Consider the following 24802-nt stretch of genomic DNA (forward strand, 5'->3'; position numbering starts at 1 on the left):
GAATCAAATTTTTCGTGAATTGGTATAACCTCCCAGGTTCTCCAATATCCACTTTGACAGAAAGTGTATCCTTAAACCCTTGGCTGAATTGCTCAAAAGATAGTTGACTAGCGGCACCATTATTTGACCAGTCTAAATAAGCGCTTTTATAGTCTTGATGATTAATAGCGTTGTAATAGTGACGAATCACTTTAACAGCTTGTTTTTGACTGTCTTGAGTTGTGATAGAAGCAGACACTTGCTGCGAAAATACTTGAGTATTTTTATAACTTTGAGTCTCATCTGCAACATCTTGTTGATTATTGGTAGTAAAGTTTACAGCCTTACTAAGATCAAAAGAGGGTTGTTTTTCACTTTGTAGACTAAGAGATGCACTACAAGCTGTCATCGTCATAGATACTAAACCTATAAGCAATAATGATTGATATTGCTTGGTGTGGTTGATATTTCTCTCAACTATGGAAGATATGCTCATAGTTAATAAACCTAATTACTGAGTTAGAGGTCTTTATTTATTTAGACGCATACAATTTAATTATTGTTCTTTCATCAGGTTGAATAATATATAAAACGCGCTCAGGCCAAGATACAGCTTTTAAGAACAAAGCCATATTATCAAGGCTTTTCCAGCTTTTCAACCTTCATCCTCATGTTTATCCAGTAAGATTAATGACTAGATACTAATCTGAGTCCTAGTACACCAGCCAAAATTAAGCCAATGCAAATAAAACGCTTTACAGAAGCAGGTTCACCAAATAAAATTACCCCTAACAAAGCCGTACCTATTGCCCCTATTCCAGTCCAAACAGCATAAGCAGTACCTACTGGTAGTGTGCGTAGCGCTATCGATAAAAAGAAAAAGCTCAACATCATACAAACAACTGTGGGAATACTGAAAACCAGCTTCGTAAAGCCTTGAGAATATTTCAGCCCAATAGCCCAGACAATTTCTAATAAACCTGCAACCACCAGATACACCCATGCCATTGTTTATTCTCCTGTACCTTCAGCAATTACAAATGTCAATTCCTTAACAATATTTTCTTATAATAAATATTAGTAAATATTGCATTGATGGCGATCGCAGATTCGCGGTAAGCTAATAGTAAATATTTGGATAAGCACCAGTCATACTAATTAGCAACGTCGCTATTTGCAGCAAATACTTTTATCTATAAATATTCATAAATAAAGAATACCCGCTAACTGCAAAAATAAAAAAGATAATTGCCGAAAAAATTACTACATCTCTAACTATAAATAAAATCCAGCTTTTTTTAAGCTCTTGTTTAAACTGAAGTTCTCGTAGCTGGCGCTCAAGTTCGGCATCAGCTGAAGACTGTTTATTTATTGCTGATATTACTAAGGGATTTTGGCCTTTACTAGCAATGATTTGGGATAAATCTTTCACATCTGTCATGTTATTAGATGCCCACAATTTGAGTTTCCAGGTTATCGTGATCATCTACAATCCAAAGATGTTTGCCTTTTTGCTTGGCTTCTAAAGCTACTTCTAAGAGTGCGATCGCTTTTAGTAGTACCTCCACATGATCTCCATGTAGCTGCTGTGCAAGATTATTTATGGTTTCGTACAATTCTGGTGATAATTCTAACTCTATTTGAATTCGTTGCGGTTGATTTTGTGCAGCCATTCCTGTAAACACTCTGCAAAAGGAGGTTTTTTGGTACTTGCAGTCATAGCGATCGCTATGCCCATTGATGAGTCAAGATAATTATCAGCGACAACTAAATGTCATCTCTATAGATTCTACCTACTTAACACTCAGCGTTAAATACAGCAGCCTTGTTTCAACAACAATTATTTATCTCTAACTACTTATTATACTGACAATTAAAGCACCAAGTTACCCTATGATATAGAAGTAATTTTTCATTTGTTCTTACTTCTCAAAGCGTCAACAATAATTTCTGAAGACAAGTTGCTACTGTTTTGCTATAGAGAGACTAACCTCAACAAAAAGGCTGACGCTCTTATATGTTGTCACAAATTTGCTAATTCTCTCGCTAATCGGTCTGCACTTGATATTATCTCACCCTCAATCAATCTTCTCTGATTGGTAATTCACCTACGAGTATTTCTGGAACTTAGTAATGAAGAAATTAATTAAAGGTCTGCGTGAATTTAAATCTAGCTATTTTTCGACGCACCAAGAACTATTTGAGCAACTCTCGCATGGTCAAAAACCTAGGGTATTATTTATCACTTGTTCCGATTCACGTCTTGACCCAAATTTAATTACACAAGCTCAGGTAGGTGAATTATTCGTGATTCGCAATGCAGGCAATATTATTCCACCCTATGGGGCAACTAATGGCGGGGAAGGTGCCACGATTGAATATGCAGTAGAAGCTTTAGGAATTCAGCAAATTATTGTCTGTGGCCACTCTCATTGCGGCGCGATGAAAGGACTAATGAAATTACAAGGTCTGAGGGAGGATTTGCCACTTGTTTATGATTGGCTCAAATATGCAGAAGCAACTCGTAGGCTAGTTTTAGACCACTACAGTCACTACCAGTCTGAAGAACTGTTAGAGATTATGATTGCCGAAAATGTTCTAACTCAAATTGAAAATTTACGGACTTATCCAGTAATTCACTCCAAGCTTTACCACGGCCAACTTAAAATTTATGCTTGGGTTTATCAAATAGAGTCAGGAGAAGTTTTAGCATACGATCCCGATAAACACGCCTATGTCTTACCTCAAAGTCAGCTGACCGAATCAGACACAGAAGATCCCATCCTCAATCAATTTCCAAATTGTGATATGGCAATTCGTTCTCCTCACAACCAAGGAGTAGCATCTGAAAACTTCCCGATACCTCATCTTTCTCCAGAGCAAAGAGAGCGAATTTACCGCGGTTCAAATCATTCAAATTAATCAAGGCTGGCACGATATAGCAGAATTCAGAATCCAGAAGTAAAACAGCCAATTCTGGATTGTGGCTTGCATAAGTATATTTTTTGGCAGCAGCACAACTAGCAGAATACGTTGCAGCGATCGCAATTTTAACCCACAGCTAGTCTCTAAAGAAATTGCGATCGCTCATACAACAGCACAATTGAACCAATTACCAGAAATTTCACAAGCAAATTATTCAATGGGTGAATTACTACGGTTGTTCCAGCAGAAAGTTTGACACCGGAATTATCTGTAGCAACAGTAATTAAATTATACCCTCTCCCAACACAGCATTCACTACCATCTCAATAACTCACTCACATCATTGATTTTTTATATTCCAGTCATCTGGTGATAGAAAAATCATGGCAGTTTTTCAGTGTGTACATACTTTTTATGCTCAAGAGAATGGTAGTAATTTTAACAAACTTTACTTAAGTAATGAATAACAAATTTTACTCAATCTTCAACGATAAACCACTGACATCAAAAGAGACTAAAGAGAAAATTAAATATAGATGCAACAAAATGCAGAACACCATTATTTTCGTTATCCAAAAAGCCAGGGACTCTGACTGATTTTTTATGCGGATATTAATTTACTCATACAACTACTATCCAGAACCAATTGGTATTGCCCCGTTGATGACAGAATTAGCAGAAGGCCTGGCCAAGCGTGGGCATGAAGTGCGGGTTGTAACTGCTATGCCAAATTATCCTGAACGCCAAATTTACGAGGATTATCGGGGCAAATTTTACCTGAATGAGTACAAAAATGGTGTTCAAATCCAACGTAGCTATGTTTGGATTCGGCCACAACCGAATCTGTTAGATCGGATAATGCTAGATGCTAGTTTTGTTGTGACAAGTTTTTTGCCTGCTTTACTTGGCTGGCGACCAGATGTAATTCTCTCAACGTCACCATCTTTACCTGTATGCGTACCTGCGGCTTTGCTGGGATGGTTACGCGCTTGTCCGGTAGTACTCAATCTTCAAGACATCTTACCAGAAGCAGCCGTTCATGTAGGCTTACTGAAAAATAAATTTCTCATCAAAGTATTTGCCGCATTAGAAAAATTTGCTTACCATTCCGCCTCAAAAATTAGCGTTATCGCTGATGGGTTTGTCGAAAATTTGCTGTCCAAGGGTGTAGAGGCAGATAAAATAGAGCAAATTCCTAACTGGGTTGATGTCAATTTCATTCGCCCTTTACCTAAAGAAAACAATCCGTTCCGTAATACACACAATCTTAATGGTAAGTTTGTAATCCAATATTCTGGAAACATTGCACTAACTCAAGGTTTAGAAACAGTAATTCAAGCTGCCGCCGCATTACGTGATATTACAGACATAGCGTTTGTGATTGTTGGTGAAGCAAAAGGTTTACAACGATTGCAGCAATATTGTTTAGAATGTGGTGCAGATAATGTGTTGCTACTGCCATTTCAACCGCGTGCAGAATTACCACAGATGTTAGCTGCGGCTGACGTTGGTTTAGTCGTACAGAAGAAGAATGTGATATCTTTCAATATGCCGTCCAAAATCCAAGTTTTGCTGGCCAGTGGTCGGGCATTAATCGCTTCTGTACCTGAAACTGGCACCGCAGCAAGAGCCATCAGACAAAGTGGTGGCGGAGTTATCGTTCCACCAGAAGATGCCCAAGCTTTAGCAGCAGCTGTTTTAGAACTTTATAAACACCCAGAAAAAGTGAAAACTCTGGGCTATAACAGCCGTCAATATGCTATGGAGCAATATGCTTTTGAGCAAGCCTTAAATCACTATGAGGCTTTGTTTGAATCAGTAACATCTGATAACCAAGTAATGGAAGCGAAAGTAGTTTCAAAACAAGAAGTGTAGTTAAAAATACGCTGACTACGGTCAAAAGTCAATTATGGCTCATCAGAAAAGTCTGCGTTGAAAAACTTACTATCTTTCATGCGCTTGAATGAAGACTGGCAAATATCATGGGTGCTTTAGTTTAATCGATGATTTCAAGCGCACAACAGCCAAATATGCTATGTGAACAAGCTGAGTTTGATGATGATTCAGTAGGGGCAGAATCGTTCCAACTCATACTTTAGGCAGAATATTTAAGATCTTACGATTCTAATGGAGAAATTATTCGCTACAATTCTTGGTAAAAGTTTACTGCTTGATTAATGAGGCCGCTTTAGCTACTAGCTATTTGGGCTGATTTTTAGTTGCAATCCACACAGTCAATTGTGAACTAACTACATTAACAGGCGTTTTTTTGTTAGTATTCAAAAAAACAGTTGTTGTTCAATTGTTGTTGGTGAGTAATTATAAAATAAAAGGGATCAAGCACCTGAGGTTTAATGTCTGATTATATCCAAGGAAATCTCCCGTTACAATCTGTGTCGGAGAAAAATAGTCCACTCAAAAGCCTAGATACAGGTATGAAAGATTTGAGTGGGCAATTAGCTATGACTGTTGCTGAAGCAGCATCAGACCGCAAAGCAGGAGAGATTTTGGTACTAAGGGTAGCCGATGTATCTTACCTAGCAGATTATTTTGTGATGATGACGGGCTACTCTAGGGTGCAAGTCAGGGCGATCGCCCAAGCCATAGAAGATAAAGTAGAGACGGAATGGCAACGTCCTCCCTTACGCACAGAAGGCAAAGCTGAAGGAAGTTGGGTGTTGCAAGATTACGGCGATGTGATCGTTCACATCATGATGCCTAAAGAACGGGAGTTTTATAATTTAGAAGCGTTCTGGGTGAATGCAGAACGTATTGCCGTTCCAGAAGCTGATGAGGGTGGGGGTAAGCCAATATGATGAGGTCTTCGGTTTCCAATTGCCCGGTTCCCACAGACCAACAACCACTTAATGAGTACGAAGAATTAAAAACTGCCTGGCTATTTCGTGATTGCACTTTAAATTGGCGGGAATACATCACGAATATTGCTTGGATTTGGGGTTATTCCTGGTTAGTCTCCGGGCCAGTAGCCGCAGCCAGCTTTCCACCACAAAAATATATTGCTCATTTTTTCCTCTGTGGAACTGCGGGGGCAAGTCTGAGTGTAATTTTTGTATTAGTGCGTATGTACTTAGGCTGGCGTTATATCCGCGATCGCCTCTACAGCAAGACTGTATTTTATGAAGAGTCAGGCTGGTATGATGGTCAAACCTGGGTAAAACCTCAAGAAGTTTTAACTCGCGATCGCTTGATTGTGACCTATGAAATCAAGCCGATTCTGCAACGGTTACAATTTACCTTTGCTGGCTTGGCGGGAATGTACCTAATTGGTACTATAGTTTGGCATTTGTTTTAAATAGTCATTGGTCATTAGTCCTTGGTCAAGAGTAAAAAACAAATGGCATAGTGACAAATAATAAAAAGAGATAAATTTTAACCCATGACAATGGGAAAACGAACTCAAGCCACAGTACTGGAAGTCCGGCTACTACGGGAAGGCATCATAGAATCGCGGCATATAGTCCAAGCTGTTGTATGCGATGATAGGGGACGAGTTTTGTCCGTTGCTGGTAACGCTGAAACGGCGACATTTGTCCGTTCAGCGCTCAAGCCCTTTCAAGCACTAGCTGTCACTACCACCGGCACACTAGAACGCTATGATCTGAGCGATCGCGATTTAGCAATTATTGCCAGTTCTCATAAAGGCACAATAGAGCAAGTCAGACAGGTATTTAACATCCTTTGGCGTGCTGATGTTGATCCAACGGCTCTGCAATGCCCGATTCCTCAAGGTAAGCGCAGTCCCCTGCAATATAATTGCTCTGGTAAACATGCTGGAATGTTAGCAGTTTGCCAGCAACGCCATTGGCCTTTAAATAACTACTTAGATCGTAAGCACCCCATACAGCAGTTAATTTTAGGCAAAGTCGCAGAGTTGTTGCGAATGCCGGCTGAAGAATTTATCAGCGCTCATGATGACTGCGGTGTACCTACCTATCTCATGCAACTAGGTCAAATGGCATCTTTGTATGCTCTACTAGCAGCTAGTAGCAATTTGGATATGGAGCGCATTATTCGTGCTATGACTCATCATCCTGTCTTGGTTGCAGGAGATGGAGAATTTGATACTGAATTGATGCGTTTAGCGCCTGGAGAAGTAGTCAGTAAAGCTGGTGCAGAAGGCGTGCAGTGCATCGGTAGACTAGGTGAAGGTATGGGATTAGCAATCAAAGTTATGGATGGAGCAAAACGCGCTAAATATGCCGTAGCTATTCACCTACTGCAACAAATGGGTTGGATTAGCCCCAGTGCCGCAGAAACCCTAGCAGAAAAGTTTATGACCTTCGGGAAATACACGCGTTTAGAGGTTGTTGGAGAATTATCGCTGTTATAGTTGTCAAACTCTAGACTTTGGGTTATACTAGAAAAGTCAAGAGCGACGCGGGATAGAGCAGCCTGGTAGCTCGTCGGGCTCATAACCCGAAGGTCAGTGGTTCAAATCCACTTCCCGCCACCAAATAAAAAAAGCCCTGTAGAATGCAAAAACTACAGGGTTTTTTGTTTAAATATTTGTCAATGGAGATAAAGCTGGTGATATACCAGAGTCAGCAATCGTTATTTATGCTCTCAAGTGTAGTTAGGGAGTTTTAAGAGCAGTTGGCGATCGCCTACCTGACGATCTAGTATTTGACGTAGGGGAAACTTAACTAAAATCTATGTTAAATATGCTGGGTTAGATGAGTCTTCTCTTCTGGTAAGCTAATCGTCATTTAAATTGCATCATTTTCATGGTAATAAAAGCTGCAAACCCTCTCCCTTGCTCCCTACCCCCTTGCGGCCTCAATGTGCAAACTAAATGCTTAACAGCTTAATGGCGTTGTAGATAACTGTCAAACAAAAACAAATCGACGGCTAATGGTTCGAGAAGCATACAAGCAAACCGACTTTGATTTTGCTGTAGTTTATTCAGCGCATCTTCCCGGTAGATATGTTCATAGGATATGGTAACGAAATCCACCTTGTTGAAGCTGAAAAACGACAGTGTAAACCTCGTTCTGCACACGTGATGCTTGAAATCCAATCTTACAAGCAACCGTAAGTAAAGAAAATTGTGTACCTTCGCTTGTCTGATTCGGAAAGCAAGGTTTTGATCTATTCTGAAGTAAAACCTTCCAAAAAGCGCGGAGAATAATGGTTGTGAAATTAGAACGACCTATTTTAGTGGGAGGATTAGGACTTTCCTTTTCCCTTTGGATGCTACAAAGTTGGCATGATTCCATCGTACAGCTAGGTGAATTTGGTTTATTGAGTACCCTGGCTGTTGGTGGTGGCTTGTGGTTATGGCAGCAAAATCGCCCAAAAGTCAGTTTAGAACAACTAGATTTTACACCTGTAGATCGGGCAACAGCAGAAAGTGCGATCGCCAAAGCTGAAACAATCATTAACCAACTCGCACAAGAAGCAGAAAACCATATATCCTTAAATACACTGCGAGAACAATTAGCTTACTTATCCTCGGAGTTAGACAGACAAGAAATTAAAATTGCTGTTACTGGTGGTAAAGCTGTTGGTAAAAGCACTTTAATTCAAGTATTGAAGTCTAGTGGTTGGCAAGAAAAACAGCCAAAATTCCACTTTCAAGAGACAGCACCTTTGTTTAGAGAAACAACTGACAAGTCAGATACAGCAGTTTTGGCAGAAGTATCAAAATCTGATGTTGTACTGTTTTTAACCAACGGTGACTTGACTGAGACAGAATTCCAAACCTTACAACAGTTAAAAGCCGCTAATCAGTCTATAATTCTGGTTTTTAACAAACAAGACCAGTATTTAGCTGATGAACGCGCTAGTGTTTTGCTGTCGTTACAACAAAGAATGCCAGGCTATTTAGTAGCTACCGCGGTATCCCCTATTCCCATAAAAGTGCGGAAACATGAAAATGATGGCTCTGTACAAGAATGGATGGAACAGCCAGCACCAGATACGGCACAACTAACCCAGCAACTAGATGCTGTTTTAGCACAGCAAGGGCAAAAGTTAGTTTGGACAACCACCATGAGAACAGCTTTAGCGCTGAAAGCTGAAGCTAAAAACTGGCTAAATAGAGCCAGATGCGATCGCGCTACTCCAGTTATTGAACAATATCAATGGATAGCTGCGGCTACAGCCTTTGCTAACCCAGTACCAGCATTAGATATACTGGCGACTGCGGCAATTAATGCCCAGATGGTAATCGACTTAGGTAATATTTATCAGCAGAAATTATCTCTGGAACAGGCACAAACCATAGCTGGCACAATGGGAAGTTTGATGCTGAAACTAGGTTTAGTAGAACTTTCAACAAAAGCCGTGAGTACTGTTCTTAAGAGTAACGCCATTACCTTTGTTGCTGGTGGCTTAGTGCAAGGTGTTAGTGCTGCTTATCTCACCAGAGTAGCAGGGTTGAGTCTAGTTGAGTATTTTGAGCAGCAAGAAATAGCCTTAGATTCGGGAACTGCTTTAAATCTCGAAAAATTGCGCCAAACCTTAAAAAAAGTGTTTCAGCAAAATCAGCAGATGGTTTTTCTACAAGGTTTTGTTAACCACGGCGTGAAACGTTTATTGCCACAAACACCGCAGATGGAACTCGTTAGTGTTGAGAAGCCTATTGGTTAAGTGGAAGATTACGAAAAAGGAAATAGTTATTATTTAACTATTTCCTTTTTACTGAAAAATTTAATTTCTGACTACACCACAAGTTTTTAACGCTAATTGCAGAATGATTTTATTCTGCTAGTTAACTGACTCTGCAAAAATCTTAGTATTCCATGTTGGATTTTGCTTATAGACAAAATCCATACATGAATTCATGGCTTCTGTATAAGCTTCAAATGTTAACTCTACTATTGTTATAGCTTGCTGTCTTTGCTCATCGCTCAGTTCTAATTGTTGAAAGAAACTCACAATAGTCGGCGTATTCATGTGGTGATGTTCTTCTTCATGCAAATGACGCATACCAAAATAACGATAGTCTTGACCTGTAATTTCTTGAAGTTCTAAAGCTACTGGCTGTGAGATGTTAAAAAAAACATTTGCTGTAACTTCAGCAACCTGCATTGCTACAAACTTAAAGATAGGGTCTGCCTGAAAAGTATGATGATATATTTGATAACAAACCATACGTGATTTTAAAGTTGCCTCACCAAAACTAAATAACATTGCATCCGTTAGTTTGGAACAATGATGAAGCTCCAGCTTTTCTATATCTTCTAACAGCCATTGCCAATGAAAATGTTCTTCATAGGTATGTTGATTTAGTAAAGCTTGAATTTTGTTAGTTGTTGGTTCTTCTCGAAAAACATGATTGCATAATTCCCCAAAACCCATAGCTAAGGGAATAATGATTGGAGCAAAACTGAGTCTGTCTCTAGGATGTATGCTTTTATTTTTCATAAAATAAAATAAAGGCAACTTAGCAAAATCTTGCTTTTTGTTTTCAATTAATGCCAAAACCTGCTGCATATTTTTAGTTCCTAATGTTAATTCTGATCAATATTTAACGTTCTACTGCTAGTGCAATAGAATTAAAAAATAGAGCAATACAACCCATTTGCATATATACCCTTCATCGCAGAGATATATGCAAAAGGTTATTTTGCTAAGGTTAGCTTGACACCAAGGATATTTTTTGTAGTGAAATTTAGTCAGTCACGCGAAAAATTTTTGGTCAATTGATATTAGTCATCGATCCAACTTTTTAAACTTGAGACTCAACTTTTATTTTCCCAATTTGTCTAAATAAGGAAAATTAACTTTAATTTATTTTTTTGAGTTCCATAGGTTTGAAGATACTTGAGTTTGTTTATTTTAACATTCTAAGCTTTTTACTAAAAAAAATATATGGGATTATATTCAATCAAAATAAAATCCTTCTCCAGGTATATATTTGAGATTGATTTAGTGAATTACCTGAGAAATACGCTTGCTATTTGCTGTACTTCAAGATATCTAGACATAAAAAATTTCTTCATGAATTTATTATATTTCTATTGAAAATTTACGTAGTATTCGCTATTAGCTATTCATGACTGATGATATTAAGACTAAGATAATGGGCAAACTAATTATAGGTATGTAGTTTAAAGTTATCTCCATTGGGAAAACGATGAAGCATTTTAGGATTTTGCATTCTTCAAAGTTGTCTTTGCGGCTGATTCTGATTGTCCCCTTTGTTTTGCAAACTTTTGCCGCAGTTAGTCTAGTAGGTTATTTATCGTTTAGAAACGGTCAAAAAGCAGTTAATGACCTTGCAGATCAGTTGACAAGTAAAGTGAATGGACTTGTAGAACAGCACCTTAATACATACTTAGCTACTCCTCATCAGGTTAATCAAGTGAATTTAGCGGCCATAAAGCTAGGAATGTTGAATTTACAAGACTATGATCTTGCAAGTCGCTATTTCTGGAAACAAATGAGAGTGTTTAACATTGGCTATATTAGCTTTGCTAACCCTAAAGGTGAATTTATTGGTGTTGAACGTTTAGATAATGGTCAGCTGTTAATTAATGAAGTTTCTGAGACAAGCAGCATTGGTAAACTTTATGTTTATACAACAGACAATCAAGGAAATCGTAATCAGTTAACAGAAATCAAGGACTATGATCCGCGCGTAGAAGCTTGGTACGCAGATGCTGTCAGAATAGGTAGACCAGTATGGAGCAAAATTTATCAATGGGAAGATAAACCAGAAATATTCTCGATATCTTCTAGTTATCCACTATATGACGACTCTAACAATGTTGTTGGTGTAATTAGCGTAGATTTATTACTCACTCAAATTAGTGATTTTTTAAAAAATTTAAAATTCGGTAAACAAGGAAAAGTATTTCTTTTAGAAAGGTCTGGATTAATAGTAGCTTCTTCAACTAATGAAGAACCATATAATGTGATTTATGGTAAAGCACATAGGCTATCAGTATTTAATAGTAAAAGTCATTTAATTAAAGGTATAGCTGATTATTTACAACAAAATTTTGGCAGTTTTCAAAAAATTCAGAATACGCACCAATTTACCTTACAACTTCATGGTGAACGACAGTTTGTGAAAGTCACACCTTGGCAAGACAAACTAGGATTAGATTGGCTAGTGATTGTGATTGTTCCTGAAACTGACTTTATGGCAGAAATCAATGCTAATAGTCATACAACAATTTTGCTGTGCGTGAGCGCATTGATTGGGACAACAATATTGGGAATTTATACTTCGCGTTGGATTACTCAACCTATTTTAGATTTGACTCAGGCTAGTAGTGCGATCGCCTCTGGCAATCTTGACCAGAAAGTCGAAATTTCTGGTGTCAAAGAACTCAGTATTTTGTCTCAATCATTTAATCAAATGGCAGGACAATTAAATGATTTTTTTACAGCTTTAGACAAAACTAACCAAGAACTAGAAAAACGTGTTGAATTAAGAACTAAAGAACTAAAAACTGCGAAAGAAGCAGCCGATACAGCCAATCAAGCTAAAAGCGAATTCCTGGCAAATATGAGTCATGAACTTCGTACACCTCTGAATGGCATTCTTGGCTATGCACAAATTCTCCAACGCGATATTAAAGCAAGTACTGAACAACAAAATGCTATCAAAATTATTTATCATTGTGGCTCTCATCTATTAATGTTAATTAATGATATTTTAGATATTGCCAAAATTGAATCTAAAAAACTAGAACTATATCCTAATATATTTAACTTTTACGATTTTCTACTAGGTGTATATGATATGTGTCGGATTAAAGCCGAGCAGAAAAATATTAGCTTTATTTATAAACTCAGTGAATTAATACCTACTGTTATTCATGCAGATGAAAAACGTTTACGCCAAGTCTTATTAAATCTTTTAGGAAATGCTATTAAGTTTACAGATCATGGTGAAGTTAAGTTGAGTATAGAAGTAATTAATTATGATGTGCGAAACATAGATCATCAATTCAACACAATCAGATTCCAAATAGAAGATACAGGAGTTGGCATATCCTCAGAGCAATTACATAAAATTTTTCTGCCTTTTGAACAGGTAGGAGATAGTTATCATAAAGCAGAAGGAACAGGCTTAGGTCTGGCTATCAGCTGCCAAATTGTGGAACTGATGGGTAGCAAAATTCAAGTAGAAAGCAACTATGGTCAAGGTAGTAAATTTTGGTTTGATATAGATTTCCCAAGAGTTAAAGATTATCTATCATCTGCGATTCCACATCTTGACAAAGGTAGCAATCACATCATTAGATACAAAGGAAATCAAAAAACAATTTTGATTGTAGATGATGTTGCGGATAATCGTGCTGTGATTGTAAATTTACTCAAACCAGTTGGATTTTGCGTCATTGAAGCTCTCAATGGGAAAGAAGGCATTAGTAAAGCACAAGAGTACAAACCAGATTTAATTATTACTGACTTAGGAATGCCTATAATGAATGGGTTGCAAATGACACAAGATTTACGTGGACGCACAGAATTTGCAGCAACAGTAATTATTGCTTCTTCTGCTAGTGTATTTAATTTAAATCGCCAACAAAGTTTAGCAGTAGGCTGTAATGATTTTCTCCCAAAGCCTGTACAAGCTGAGGAATTATTTACTCAAATAAAGTCTTATTTAAAGTTAGATTGGATTTATGAAGATATCAATTCAAATCAGCATATTCCTTCAGATGATAATGATCATATCATCTTTCCTCCTGCAACGGAACTAGTGAATTTATATCAAGCAGCTAAAGCAGGTTATGTTATGGGCATCCGAGAAGAAGTAGATCGCATTCAAAAATTAGATCATAAATATTTAAATTTTAATAATAAAATTTTAAAATTAATAGAAGAGTTTGAAGATGAAGCTATTGTAGAACTTCTAAAATCATATTTCTCATAGAAAATAAAATTTATTTAATCAATATTTCAAAAAATGAATAACTCAATTTTAGTGGTTGATGATGTACCAATTAATATCAAAATTTTATTGGAAATATTAACACAAGCAGGTTATAGAGTTTCTGTTGCCAAAAATGGCAAAAGTGCCTTAGAAAAAGTTGAAGAGGCGATACCTAATTTAATTTTATTAGATGTGATGATGCCTGGTATGGATGGGTTTGAAACTTGTCGTCTTCTGAAAGCCAACCCAAAAACGAAAGATATTCCAATTATATTTATGACGGCACTTTCCGAGCCGATAAATAAAGTTAAAGGGTTGCAATTGGGAGCAGTAGACTATATTACGAAACCAATTGAGCATGAAGAAGTATTAGCAAGAATTAATGTCCATTTAGAACTGCGACGAACTCAATTAAAGTTAGCGCAAGAAGAAAAAATGTCATCTTTAGGACAACTAGTTGCGGGTATTGCTCATGAAATTAATAATCCAGTTAACTTTATCTCTGGTAATTTAGTGTATGCTGAGAAGTATATTGCAGATTTATTAAAATTGTTAGAATTGTATGAAAGTCATATAAATATTTCGATTACAGAAATTAAAGATTTCTCTAAAAAAATAGAACTAGATTTTCTCAAGGAAGACTTACCTCAACTTTTATCTTCAATGAAGAAAGGGTCTGATCGTGTTGAACAAATTGTGCGATCGCTCCGTCTATTTTCCCGATTAGATGACGCAGAATATAAGCTAGTTGACTTACATGAAGGTATTGATAGCACTTTGGTGATTTTAAGCAGTCGGATTAAAGCTACAACAACACGACCTGCTATTGAGATTGTTAAAAAATACGGCGACTTACCTTTAATAGAGTGCTATGCAGGAAAAATCAACCAAGTCTTAATGAATCTTTTAGCTAATGCAATTGACGCTATTGATGAAGCTATAGAAAAGCCAGAATCGAATGGGAATGAGCCAACTCCAACTATTTGGATTAGCACAACAGTGACAAGCGATCAAAAATCTGTGTTGATTGAAATTGCAGATAATGGTATTGGTATGTCTGTTGATGTGCAGCAGAGAATGTTTGAGCAATTTTTTACAACTAAACCCCTAGGTAAAGGTACTGGTTTAGGGTTAGCGATCGCGCGGGAAATCATTGTGGAAAAACACGGAGGCTCTTTAGAAGTCAATGCTTCACCGGGACAAGGCGCTAAATTTGCGATCGCTATTCCTATTCGCCAAGGTAATGACTGATTTCTACTGAGTTTAAATATAAAAAACAATATTTTTAGGTTCTAGCTGAAAAAGTTCATAATACTCAACCAAAAATTCTGGATTCTGATCCTTTTTTCATTTCTGAAATTAGACTACTCAATTCGTAGTCAGTCCTGATTCTTCTATTTCTGTTGGAAATTTTCAGCAAAGACATAGCTTGTGAAGAAAATTTTTACAGTAATAGTAAAAAATGCTGCTGGTTTGGGAAAAATAATTAACAGGGAATAGTAGGTACAAGCTTTATCGCTATATTAATTTTTTCACCGTATATTTACTTAATTATTATGCAAACTCTTCTAGAGTTTTTGTACGTGCAACTACTATCAACTTATCAAGTCCTGTTTTAATATCTCAACCCAAAACATTCAAATGCTGAACTTACCAGAAAATAGTTTAATTTTAATAGTAGATGATACTATCACCAATCTAGAAATTATATCTGACGCATTGACCACTGCCGGATTTATCGTCACTACAGCGAGAAATGGTGAAAAGGCACTTCAGCAAATCCAGGACACATTACCTGATTTAATTTTACTGGATGTGATGATGCCTGGTATCGATGGATTTGAAACTTGCCAAAAATTAAAGACAAATCCCCTCACTCAAGATATCCCAGTAATTTTTATGACTGGTATTTCGGATATAGAAACTAAGGTAAAAGGTCTAAATTTAGGGGCGGTTGATTATATTACTAAACCATTTCAAAAAGAAGAAGTATTAGCCAGAATTAAAACACATTTGCAACTACGTTATTTAACAAAAACTTTAGAGCAAAGAGTTAGCGAAAGAACAGCAGAACTTTCTCAAGCTTTAAAAGACTTACAAGCATATCAAATTCAAATAATTCAGAAAGAAAAAATGTCTGCTTTAGGTCAGTTAGTTACAGGTATTGCTCACGAAATTAATAATCCGGTTAGTTGTATTCATGGAAATCTTGATCATACTGCTAATTATTTTAATAACTTAATTAAAATAATTGACCTTTATCAACAAAACTATCCTGAACCTGTACCTGCAATTCAAGCAGAAATTGCGGAAACAGACTTAGAGTATATGCGCTCTGACCTACCTAACTTAATTACTTCGATGAAAGAAGGCGTTCAACGCATTCGCAATATTAGTACTAGTCTGCGAAATTTTTCTCGTCCTGATAAAGATCGGAAAGTATTCTGCAATATTCATAATGGTATCGACAGTACAATTATGATCCTCAAGCACCGCTTAAAAGCCTCAAAAGTCCGTCCAGAAATTGAAGTTATCAGAAATTATGGTAATTTACCTTCTATAACTTGTTTTAGCGGTCAATTGAATCAAGTGTTTATGAATATTTTAACTAATGCCATTGATGCTTTAGAAGAATCTAATATAGGGCGGGGCTATAGTGAAATTGAAAAGCATCCTAATCAAATTTGGATTACAACTTCCTTAAGTGAAGACAAATACAATGCTGTAATTCAGATTAAAGATAATGGAGTTGGTATGTCTGCTGATATCCAGCAGAAAATATTTGAGCATTTGTTTACGACCAAATTATTCGGTCGAGGTACCGGGTTAGGGTTATCAATTGCCCATCAAATTATTGTGGAAAAACATAAAGGTAAATTGGATGTATATTCTGTACCAGGGAAAGGTTCAGAATTTACGATTACTATTCCAATTCACTAGGCTGACAAATGACGATAATCTTGACTAACGATGATGGTATTGATGCTCCTGGAATCAAAGCGTTGCTGAGGGCTGTTAACAGTGAAAATGTGATTGTTGCTGCGCCCAAAGATCATCAATCAGGTTGTGGACATCAAGTTACTACAACTCGCTCTATTAATATTCAACAGCGTTCTGAGAAGGAATATGCGATCGCTGGTACTCCTGCTGATTGTGTGAGAATTGCAATATCGCAAATTTGTCAAGATGCCAAGTTTGTCTTATCTGGCATCAATGCTGGTGGTAATCTTGGCGTTGATGTTTATATTTCTGGGACTGTAGCTGCTGTGCGAGAAGCTGCTATGAATGGTATTCCGGGGATTGCTATTTCTCACTATCGTAAAGCCAAGCAAAATTTTGATTGGGAACTAGCGGCAAAATTGACAGCTGAGATATTAGCGGATTTAATTCAGCATCCTCTAGAAGCAGGATGCTTTTGGAATGTGAATTTGCCACATGTGCAGCCAGGAGAGCCATATCCCAAAGTGGTATTTTGTCAACCTTGCACCAAAGCCTTACCGATTAATTATCGCGTGAATGGCAATGATTTTTATTATGTGGGGGAATATGGTAAACGCGATCGCACTCCTGGTAGTGATGTGGATGTTTGTTTTTCAGGAAATATTGCCATTACACAATTAAGAGTGTGAAATTGTCGATCAGCCAGGGAACAGGAAAACAAGAAAAAATAGGCTTATCTGACATCCTCAATAGTTTCAGTAACTTATAACTATTTAATTTTGGCTCCTTCCGCGTCTAACCTCTGCATCAAAGATGTTAATTTGTCTAGAGTGTATGTCAGTTGGGTCAGTTTCTGCACAGTATAGTCTTGAGATTGAGCTAAGTTTTGCAAGGTATCACACAAAGCAAAAATTTGATGGCCTTGCTGCTGTAGCTGCTTTCCTTGTGCCTCAACCTGCATACTGAGATGATCTAATCTGTCGGCGAGGCTTTCAATTGTCTCAGTAGTAGTCAGTACGGCTTCGCCAATTTGTTCAACAATAGATTCTAAGCGACTAACTTTAATTTCGACTCCACCTGAAATCATATTTCCACCATCCCATCATAAAAATATTAATCCTTGTTTCTAGCCTTGGTGTCATTTTTTACTCATACTGATGTACATAATTTATGACATCTGCTCAAATCTACAAAAAGTACTATCTGAAGTTAGCCTGAACAAATCATTGGTAGGAATGTGCAGCCCTTACTACTTAGAGATTTTTCTGAGATACTTCAGTTTAGCTAGAAAGTGAAACGAATCAATTAGTAGCTAGTTTTGACATCCGGCCATCTTTTTATACAAAAGTTTTATACTTAAGTACTCTTCAAAAGAGATATAAAAAAATTTATATAAATTTTACAAATTTTCATTTATTTAGTAATCTTGATGAAGATTAAGTAAATATACCGTAAAAAAGCCCTTGAGATCAGAATACAAAGTTTATATTCAGAAATAAATTTGAGTGAATTTACCCTGGTTAATCTACCTTTGGCTAGACAATGTACCAAACACCATTGCAAAGCGTTTGTCAACTTGCTACTGGCAGCGCTTGGAAATTAGATACACCCCATTATTCCGTAGATTCTAAATTCAAACGTTGTTTAGATATTTTAGGGAGTTTAGTGGGTTTAATAATTTTGGGCGTTGTGTTTATACCGATAGCGATCGCCATTAAACTCGATAGTAGAGGCCCAATTTTCTTTACTCAAGAACGTTATGGACTTCAAGGGCGACCTTTTAAGCTCCGTAAATTTCGTTCAATGGTTAGCGATGCGGAAAAACTCAAATCTCTCGTCAAAAATGAAGCTGACGGATTAATCTTTAAAAATAAGAATGACTTCCGAGTTACAAAAGTAGGGCGTTTTTTACGTAGCACCAGTTTAGACGAATTGCCACAATTTTGGAATGTGCTTGTAGGTGAAATGAGTTTGGTGGGAACACGTCCACCTACTGCTGATGAAGTAGCCAAGTACAATCAACGCCATTGGCAACGTCTCAATGTCAAACCAGGTTTGACTGGGGAATGGCAAGTTCATGGTCGTTCTCATGTCAAAGATTTTGAACAAATAGTTGACTTAGACTTGCGTTACCAAGAAAAGTGGCATCCATTCTACGATTTATTGTTAATTACTAAAACTTTCTACGTCATCTTTGGTAAAGTTGGGGCGTTTTAAATTAATTAGTTGATCCAGGTTTTTAGAGAGACAAGCCCAAGAGCGCAAATAGCAAAGCCCACTAAACTGATTTTTTTTGGCAAAATATTGAGTAATTCTGCTTGACTAACCTGAGCAGCAATTTGGCTGACACTCATTAGCACCGCATACTGTGTCAACGCTGCACCAAAAATATACATAACTGAGGGCATTATCCCTGCCCCAATAATTGATTCACTATTAAAATAACCTTGAAGTAAACCAGCGATCGCCGTTAGTATCAGCAGTGTCAATAAATTAGGCTGCTTGGATATAATTAGCACCAAACCAAAAGCAATACTAACAATCGCGATCGCTATTTCTGTCAATGGTAAGTTGATCTGCAATAGATGAATGAGTGTACCGAAGATGTTGGCGCATATCAGCACAGTAGCTATCCATCTCCCACGCATTTTCCCAACAGCCAGCCAACCAATTGCCAATATACTAACTAACTTATCAAAGGCCAATACCGGATCTGCCATTCCCCACAGAAAGCCATCCCAGGAGTTAGAGATTTCATGGAGAGATGATAGTCCAGTCCATGAACTCAACAAACTAATGATAACTAAAGCAGCGATCGCACCAACATAACGTTGGAGTAATTTATCTTGGAACATAAAATATAACCTATTAGTTTTTCGGTATCTTATACTGCCCAAGTACCTAAAAAAACTAACGCGATCGTTATCTGATTTTACGTAAGTTTGACAAATCTTTTTTGACCTAACCCTCTCCTAACCAGGATGTTAAGAGAGGTATGTTTGCTCTATGTCAAATCACACTAATTTTTTATGAATCCGTTGAGCATCTGACAGCACTTCGGATGCGCTTGAGAAAATCATTACTATTTGTTACAGTAATATCCCAAAGTTCTGTCCAGCTTGCTATTTGAACATCAGACAACTTCAAGCCGACCAAAAATGCCTTTTCTTTCGGAACAGCCAGTTTTCTCCGGCGTTCGCAGTAACTTTTTAAAGCACTACTTGACTGTTGGCCTGATTTGCACTCTATCCAAATGAGTTCATTATTCACAAGGAACAGCAAATCTAATTCAAACTTATCTCCATTCTGGAAAACAATCTGAGGATTTCTCAAATATTGATATTGTAAACCTTGCGCTGCCAGTAATTTGGCTACTTTTTTGTAAACAAATCGCTCAAACCATCCTCCATTTAAAAACTGTGTGATCTCCGCTTTGCCTATTTGTGGTGCAGCATGGATAACTTTTTGCTTTTTGTCGTAGTAATAAGAGTCTAATAATGATTGATTATGTAAATTTTGGCAAAACTGAGTGCATAGACTAACTGATTTTTGACTACTGTTAGCTAAGTTGAAACTGAATTTCCTCCCAGTTTGTAAACTTTTAATTATTTGATAATGTAAAGGCTCTAAAATCGTATAGTTTTCGCCTAAAATCACTGCTAAATTATCAAATATGTCATCTATTGGTAGGAACTCATGAGCAGATTCTACTTTCACATTGCGAGTATTCAGCCAAGCAATCAAATCTGCTACATTTGTTGATTGTGTATTATCTGCATGACTAGACTGAGAACTAGATTGAGAGCTAATTTTTGCCTTAATTACAGGTTGAGGCTTAATTTGAGGTTGAGCAATTTGAATTTGAGCAGGAGCTTTTACTTGACCTTGCAGTTGCTGAAATTGATTTTTTAATGTGATAACTTCCCCATTAATTACTCCTAAATAAGACTCTAGGTGAGTTTCAACTATCTGCTTGACATCCTGCTCTTGTCGCTTTCTCAGAATTGTTACCCCTGCTGCTCCTACAGTGCTACCGACTAAAGCTGCTCTAATTCCACTAGCAGGTAATAAAAGTGATGCTGTTACACCACAGCACAGTGTAATTGCTCCCGCTAATAATCCAGGGGTGAAAGATAATTTAGTGATGCTATTTCTAAAGTTTAAAGATTGTAATGCCATGATATCTCTCTCTAGACTTGTAGATAGTACTATCAATTTTTGAGTTGGCAAAACTGGTGAATGCCATCTTCATTTCCTGATGTAACTAGCTACTGTCAGTACCCCAACTTTTATTCATAGTAAAGTGCCAACAAGTTATAAAATTTAGGTATGGCAGCCTCACAGCTACTACTCTGCAAAAAGTCCTACCCAAGCCCGCAATCTGCCAAACTACTGCATATATAAGTTTCGGCTAGGTTGTAAAATCAGCGCCGACAGAAATTCATGAAGTAATGTAACGAATAAACAGTAAAATCACGCAGTAATTTTATTAAGATGAATTGAAGGCAAATTCTATGAGTAGAGTATTTCAACTTGCTCAAGCTGTAAAATTGAGCTTGATTTTAGGTATGACAACTAGCACCTTGTTATTAGGAAGCCATCTCAAGGTTGATGCTGATTCAAGAACAACTGCACATCGCCAACTGCAAAATACAAAAGTCAAGCTGGCGCAAAATTCTCCAGCTATTAGCCGTTTTCAAACCTTAGCAGAAGCCGATGAACTCTACCAAAAAGGACAATTACAAGCAGCAGAAAATCTCTACCGCAAAGTAAAGCCTGATTTTGCAACCAGTGATAGGAGACGCACAGCTATTTATGAAGTTGAGCAATTACCGGGTGATGGTCAAGTATACTGGCGTAATGCTAACGAAGGTTTACAACAAAATTTAGATAGCAAAATTTTTCTACCTCTGCAACTGTTACTGAGTAATTATCCTGAGTTTATCAAGGGTCATTTACTGTTAGCTGAAGCTTGTGATAAAAAACCTGAAGCTTGCAAAAGTAATGCTAAAGATGGACAGCCAAAAAATGCTTTGGAAGTTTTGGAACGAGCAGTAGAATTATATCCTGATGACCCGGAATTGCTCAAAGCGAAAATTAAAGCTTTGGCAAAAGAACAACGGTTTTTAGAAGCTTCCATTGCAGCAAGACAATTTGCCACAATTTATGTCGATTATCCCGAAGCTCCAGAGTTTGAAAAACTAGCTGAGAAAAATCTCCAACGTCATCACTCCAAGCTGAATGATGATTTACGATTCCAAGGTATTTTTAGTACAGTAGTAGGTGGTGTAAAAGCATTTAGTACAAAAGATTGGCAATCGGGAGTTTCCGGTTTTGAAACGATATCTATGCTTTTGCAAGGTGAATCTGCTTTTGGTAAAGAAGTTGCTGATAAATTAGTTAAGCAATATCAACAAGAAGGTAAGTTATTAGAAGACCCTCAAGTTCTTAATTATGTGCGAGGAATTGGCGGCAGACTAGAGCCTTTAATGGGGCGCAAGTTTGACTATGAGTACTATGTGATTCAAGATAGTGAGATTAATGCTTTTGCCTTACCTGGAGGGAAAGTATTTGTCAATGTGGGGGCAATTTTGGGAACTAATTCGGAAGCAGAGTTGGCAGGATTGTTGAGTCATGAAATATCTCATGCAGTGCTTTCTCATGGCTTTCAACGCGTTGCCCAAAGTCAGTTTATTAGAGGGTTAAGTAATGTAATTCCCATTTCTAATATGTTCCAAGAAATGGTGGGTAAAGAATATAGCCGAGAGAATGAACGCCAAGCTGATATTTTAGGGACGCGCGTATTAAGTAAGGCTGGTTATGCTGCGGATGGCTTACGTAATTTAATGGCAACGCTCAATGCCAAATCTGGTGGTAAAGAGCAAACTTCTTGGCAATCAACTCACCCGGCTCCAGCGGAAAGGGTTGCATATTTAGAAGGTTTAATCAAGAGTAATAATTATAATCGTTATGCTTTTGAAGGAGTGAAGAAGCATCAAGAAATTCAGAATTTAATCCAAGGGATAGCTCCGAGTCAAGATAGTAAACCAGCCGCATCTCAACCAGCAAAAAAACCCCCGAAAGGAAAGCCAAATAGCAGAACTAAACCAACACGCGGTATTGTGGCGATCGCCGCCGGACTAACCAGAGATAATATAGAGATTCGGATAGATGGCGGCAAGGTAGAAAGTGATCGAAACTTCACCATCAATTTTATTGTCGAAAATCGCAGCGATCGCGCCTTTGCTTTTGTCCCTTTATATGCTGAAGTAGTAACTGAAAGTGGCAAAAAATTGAAAACGCGCTTTTCATCAGCACAGGCGCAGGTTCCAGCCGGGGGAAGTATTAAAGGTGAGGTACAAGTATTAGGGCAATCTTGGAATAGTCAAGGTTCACAAAATCTTACTTTAGTAATTAAAGAAAGTACTGGTGGTGGGCGAATTTTCCGTATCCCTTTCTAGAATGAATCCACTTTTGAAAAAACAACTAAACCCGCGTATGCGGGTTTTTATATAGGGACTATTTTATTGGGGACAATAAAGCGTATATTTCCACTGAGTACTTGATATATCCTTATTGCCAATGACTTCTACCTTAACTCGCCCAGAATTACCTTTAAACTTGGCGGATATTTTATTACTACCTGAGACAAAATCTGTATCTATTAGCGTTTGCCCTTCATAGGTGACTTTTAATCTATCGGGAACTTGATACATTTCATAACTGATATTAATTTGACCTTCATTAGCTGTGAGTTGAATTTCTCGACTATCACCTTGTTGACCACCACTTACTTGTTCTTGGTCGCAGAGTTTTAAACCCTTTGATGTGGCTTGATAAACTTGTAATTCAATTGATTCAATTTGATTATCAAACTTTTCGGTTTTATCTTCTTGATTTTCTCCATTATAGTTATATCTTTGTCCAGGCTTGAGAGTGACTCCTTGAGGATTTTTAGCTGAAATAACACTAGCGATTCCCGCTATTACATCTACTTGAATACCATTAGGAGTATTACGAGTTTGGAATAAGTTTTTATCTTTACTTTCCGGGGCAATAACTACTTCTTCTATATCAGAATTGAGAACATGAAGCGCACAAAATTTAGCTTTTTGGGTTTGAGATTGTTCCCAAAGTTTAGCTATCACATCTTTGATTGTAGAACCACTACCTTTGTCAGTGAAGGATTGATTGTCTGCACACTTGATAATGGCGGTTAAATTTTCATTTCTTACACTCCATTCATCTCTTGTAATCGCTGCACATTCTTTACTACCACTCGTCTGGCATTGTTGCATTGGTTCCTCACAAGGCTCATTGGCTGAAACCCCACTCCAACCACGACCATTAGCAGCAAGCACACTACAATATTGCAACTTAGTTCCAGAACTTTGGGCTATGAATAGTTGTTTAGCTGGCTCAAAATCGGATAAATTTTTATCTATAGATTTTGTTTGATTACGCACACCTCGCTGTATACGAATACCATATTCACAGGCGCGTTTTCCAGTACCTTGATTTGCCCATTCAATTAGTAATGAATCTCCTTGTTTAGCTGTACAAGGTAAGTAATAAAGTGTTAATTGTTTATTTTTAGTACTAGCTTGTAATTGTAGTCCCATATCCTTGCCAGTCACATCTTGAAAGCGTAATTGGGCGAAGGATTTACCATTACCAGGAAGGAACAAAGTATCATATACTTTTTGTAGAAAAGTACCCACCACTGCCGGGCCATAATTAGAACCGCGTCGAATTGACAGTTCATTATTTCCTAAAATTTGGTATATTTCTCCCTTTTCTGGGACATTAGCATAACTATCTGTAGTTGTTGCCACAGTATACAGAGGAATCATCAAAGTAGCGATCGCATACATTAATCTTCTGTGTTGCTGTTTTAACTTTCGGCTGCTCATCACTGACTCCAGAAAACTTTCACTATGTGCATATACTGTGAGAATTCTGAAAATATTCGTAGGTATTGCACCATCATTCTTGAATATTATGTAAAGATAATTGGTAAATCATAAAAATAGAGTTAAACACGTCACTTCATGCACCCTCGTCAAGAAATTGTTGAGATTTTTTCGAGCTTTCTGCAAT

The 24802-nt window shown here is 37.4% G+C and carries 23 protein-coding genes and 1 tRNA gene; 15 read left to right on the forward strand and 9 right to left on the reverse strand.

Annotated elements, in window-relative coordinates:
• The 4 genes from NCWK1_RS22180 to NCWK1_RS22195 form a co-directional block, all read right to left on the reverse strand.
• The coding region (locus tag NCWK1_RS22180; RefSeq protein ID WP_222838804.1) for a hypothetical protein at window positions 1-475 on the reverse strand (475 nt) is incomplete at its 3' end.
• A 191-nt stretch (window positions 476-666) separates the two neighbouring features.
• Window positions 667-987 (reverse strand): quaternary ammonium compound efflux SMR transporter SugE, encoded by a 321-nt coding sequence (gene sugE, locus NCWK1_RS22185; RefSeq protein ID WP_103126206.1) that lies wholly within the window; start codon window positions 985-987, stop codon window positions 667-669.
• A 181-nt stretch (window positions 988-1168) separates the two neighbouring features.
• A complete protein-coding gene (locus NCWK1_RS22190; protein WP_103126207.1) occupies window positions 1169-1420 on the reverse strand; it encodes a hypothetical protein in 252 nt (83 codons plus the stop codon).
• Between the two features lie 4 nt (window positions 1421-1424).
• Window positions 1425-1652 (reverse strand): DNA-binding protein, encoded by a 228-nt coding sequence (locus NCWK1_RS22195; protein WP_096576650.1) that lies wholly within the window; start codon window positions 1650-1652, stop codon window positions 1425-1427.
• A 460-nt stretch (window positions 1653-2112) separates the two neighbouring features.
• Here NCWK1_RS22195 and NCWK1_RS22200 point away from each other — a divergent pair, with 460 nt between their 5' ends.
• The 9 genes from NCWK1_RS22200 (at window position 2113) to NCWK1_RS22245 (ending at window position 9516) form a co-directional block, all read left to right on the forward strand.
• Window positions 2113-2901 carry a carbonic anhydrase gene (locus tag NCWK1_RS22200; RefSeq protein ID WP_103126208.1) on the forward strand — a complete coding sequence of 263 codons (789 nt, stop codon included), beginning with the start codon at window positions 2113-2115 and terminating at the stop codon, window positions 2899-2901.
• 61 nt (window positions 2902-2962) lie between these two features.
• Window positions 2963-3160: a hypothetical protein gene (locus tag NCWK1_RS22205; RefSeq protein WP_103126209.1), complete on the forward strand. Its 198-nt coding sequence runs from the start codon at window positions 2963-2965 to the stop codon at window positions 3158-3160.
• A 347-nt stretch (window positions 3161-3507) separates the two neighbouring features.
• Entirely contained in the window at window positions 3508-4779 is a 1272-nt protein-coding gene (locus NCWK1_RS22210; protein WP_096576646.1) for a glycosyltransferase family 4 protein, read from the forward strand.
• 479 nt (window positions 4780-5258) lie between these two features.
• Window positions 5259-5720, forward strand: coding sequence for a ribosome silencing factor (rsfS, locus tag NCWK1_RS22215; protein ID WP_096576644.1), 462 nt, complete (start codon window positions 5259-5261; stop codon window positions 5718-5720).
• Window positions 5717-6217 carry a CGLD27 family protein gene (locus NCWK1_RS22220; RefSeq protein ID WP_096576642.1) on the forward strand — a complete coding sequence of 167 codons (501 nt, stop codon included), beginning with the start codon at window positions 5717-5719 and terminating at the stop codon, window positions 6215-6217. Before rsfS ends, NCWK1_RS22220 begins: the two co-directional genes overlap by 4 nt.
• Window positions 6218-6301: 84 nt before the next feature.
• Entirely contained in the window at window positions 6302-7255 is a 954-nt protein-coding gene (locus NCWK1_RS22225) for an asparaginase (RefSeq protein WP_096576640.1), read from the forward strand.
• A 46-nt stretch (window positions 7256-7301) separates the two neighbouring features.
• A tRNA-Met gene (locus NCWK1_RS22230) sits at window positions 7302-7378 on the forward strand.
• 398 nt (window positions 7379-7776) lie between these two features.
• Window positions 7777-7869, forward strand: coding sequence for a hypothetical protein (locus tag NCWK1_RS30620; RefSeq protein WP_103126210.1), 93 nt, complete (start codon window positions 7777-7779; stop codon window positions 7867-7869).
• A 183-nt stretch (window positions 7870-8052) separates the two neighbouring features.
• A complete protein-coding gene (locus tag NCWK1_RS22245; RefSeq protein ID WP_103126212.1) occupies window positions 8053-9516 on the forward strand; it encodes a YcjF family protein in 1464 nt (487 codons plus the stop codon).
• Between the two features lie 117 nt (window positions 9517-9633).
• On the opposite strand, the gene NCWK1_RS22250 is transcribed toward NCWK1_RS22245, so the two are convergent.
• Window positions 9634-10362, reverse strand: coding sequence for a hypothetical protein (locus NCWK1_RS22250; RefSeq protein WP_103126213.1), 729 nt, complete (start codon window positions 10360-10362; stop codon window positions 9634-9636).
• 643 nt (window positions 10363-11005) lie between these two features.
• On the opposite strand from NCWK1_RS22250, the gene NCWK1_RS22255 reads away from it, so the two are divergent.
• The 4 genes from NCWK1_RS22255 (at window position 11006) to surE (ending at window position 17391) form a co-directional block, all read left to right on the forward strand.
• Complete coding sequence (locus NCWK1_RS22255) at window positions 11006-13762, forward strand: ATP-binding protein (protein WP_103126214.1); 2757 nt, start codon at window positions 11006-11008, stop codon at window positions 13760-13762.
• A 33-nt stretch (window positions 13763-13795) separates the two neighbouring features.
• Window positions 13796-15013, forward strand: a complete 1218-nt coding sequence (locus NCWK1_RS22260; RefSeq protein ID WP_187308214.1) for a hybrid sensor histidine kinase/response regulator — start codon at window positions 13796-13798, stop codon at window positions 15011-15013.
• Window positions 15014-15403: 390 nt separating this feature from the next.
• Window positions 15404-16702: a hybrid sensor histidine kinase/response regulator gene (locus NCWK1_RS22265; RefSeq protein WP_103126216.1), complete on the forward strand. Its 1299-nt coding sequence runs from the start codon at window positions 15404-15406 to the stop codon at window positions 16700-16702.
• A gap of 8 nt (window positions 16703-16710) precedes the next feature.
• The gene (gene surE / locus NCWK1_RS22270; protein ID WP_096576627.1) at window positions 16711-17391 is read left to right on the forward strand and encodes a 5'/3'-nucleotidase SurE; all 681 of its coding nucleotides are present in this window, start codon (window positions 16711-16713) and stop codon (window positions 17389-17391) included.
• A gap of 80 nt (window positions 17392-17471) precedes the next feature.
• Here the strand turns inward: surE and NCWK1_RS22275 are convergent, their stop codons facing one another.
• Window positions 17472-17789, reverse strand: coding sequence for a hypothetical protein (locus tag NCWK1_RS22275; RefSeq protein WP_096576625.1), 318 nt, complete (start codon window positions 17787-17789; stop codon window positions 17472-17474).
• 455 nt (window positions 17790-18244) lie between these two features.
• Here NCWK1_RS22275 and NCWK1_RS22280 point away from each other — a divergent pair, with 455 nt between their 5' ends.
• A complete protein-coding gene (locus NCWK1_RS22280) occupies window positions 18245-18919 on the forward strand; it encodes a sugar transferase (RefSeq protein ID WP_096576623.1) in 675 nt (224 codons plus the stop codon).
• 5 nt (window positions 18920-18924) lie between these two features.
• Here NCWK1_RS22280 and NCWK1_RS22285 read toward each other — a convergent pair whose 3' ends face one another.
• The gene (locus NCWK1_RS22285) at window positions 18925-19557 is read right to left on the reverse strand and encodes a HupE/UreJ family protein (RefSeq protein ID WP_103126217.1); all 633 of its coding nucleotides are present in this window, start codon (window positions 19555-19557) and stop codon (window positions 18925-18927) included.
• A 172-nt stretch (window positions 19558-19729) separates the two neighbouring features.
• Window positions 19730-20881, reverse strand: coding sequence for a Card1-like endonuclease domain-containing protein (locus tag NCWK1_RS22290; protein WP_103126218.1), 1152 nt, complete (start codon window positions 20879-20881; stop codon window positions 19730-19732).
• A 335-nt stretch (window positions 20882-21216) separates the two neighbouring features.
• Here NCWK1_RS22290 and NCWK1_RS22295 point away from each other — a divergent pair, with 335 nt between their 5' ends.
• Window positions 21217-23163 carry a M48 family metalloprotease gene (locus NCWK1_RS22295; protein ID WP_103126219.1) on the forward strand — a complete coding sequence of 649 codons (1947 nt, stop codon included), beginning with the start codon at window positions 21217-21219 and terminating at the stop codon, window positions 23161-23163.
• A gap of 63 nt (window positions 23164-23226) precedes the next feature.
• Here NCWK1_RS22295 and NCWK1_RS22300 read toward each other — a convergent pair whose 3' ends face one another.
• Complete coding sequence (locus tag NCWK1_RS22300) at window positions 23227-24615, reverse strand: hypothetical protein (RefSeq protein ID WP_146034021.1); 1389 nt, start codon at window positions 24613-24615, stop codon at window positions 23227-23229.
• Window positions 24616-24802: the final 187 nt, after the last annotated feature.

The organism is Nostoc cycadae WK-1 (genome assembly GCF_002897135.1).
GTDB lineage: Bacteria > Cyanobacteriota > Cyanobacteriia > Cyanobacteriales > Nostocaceae > Nostoc_B.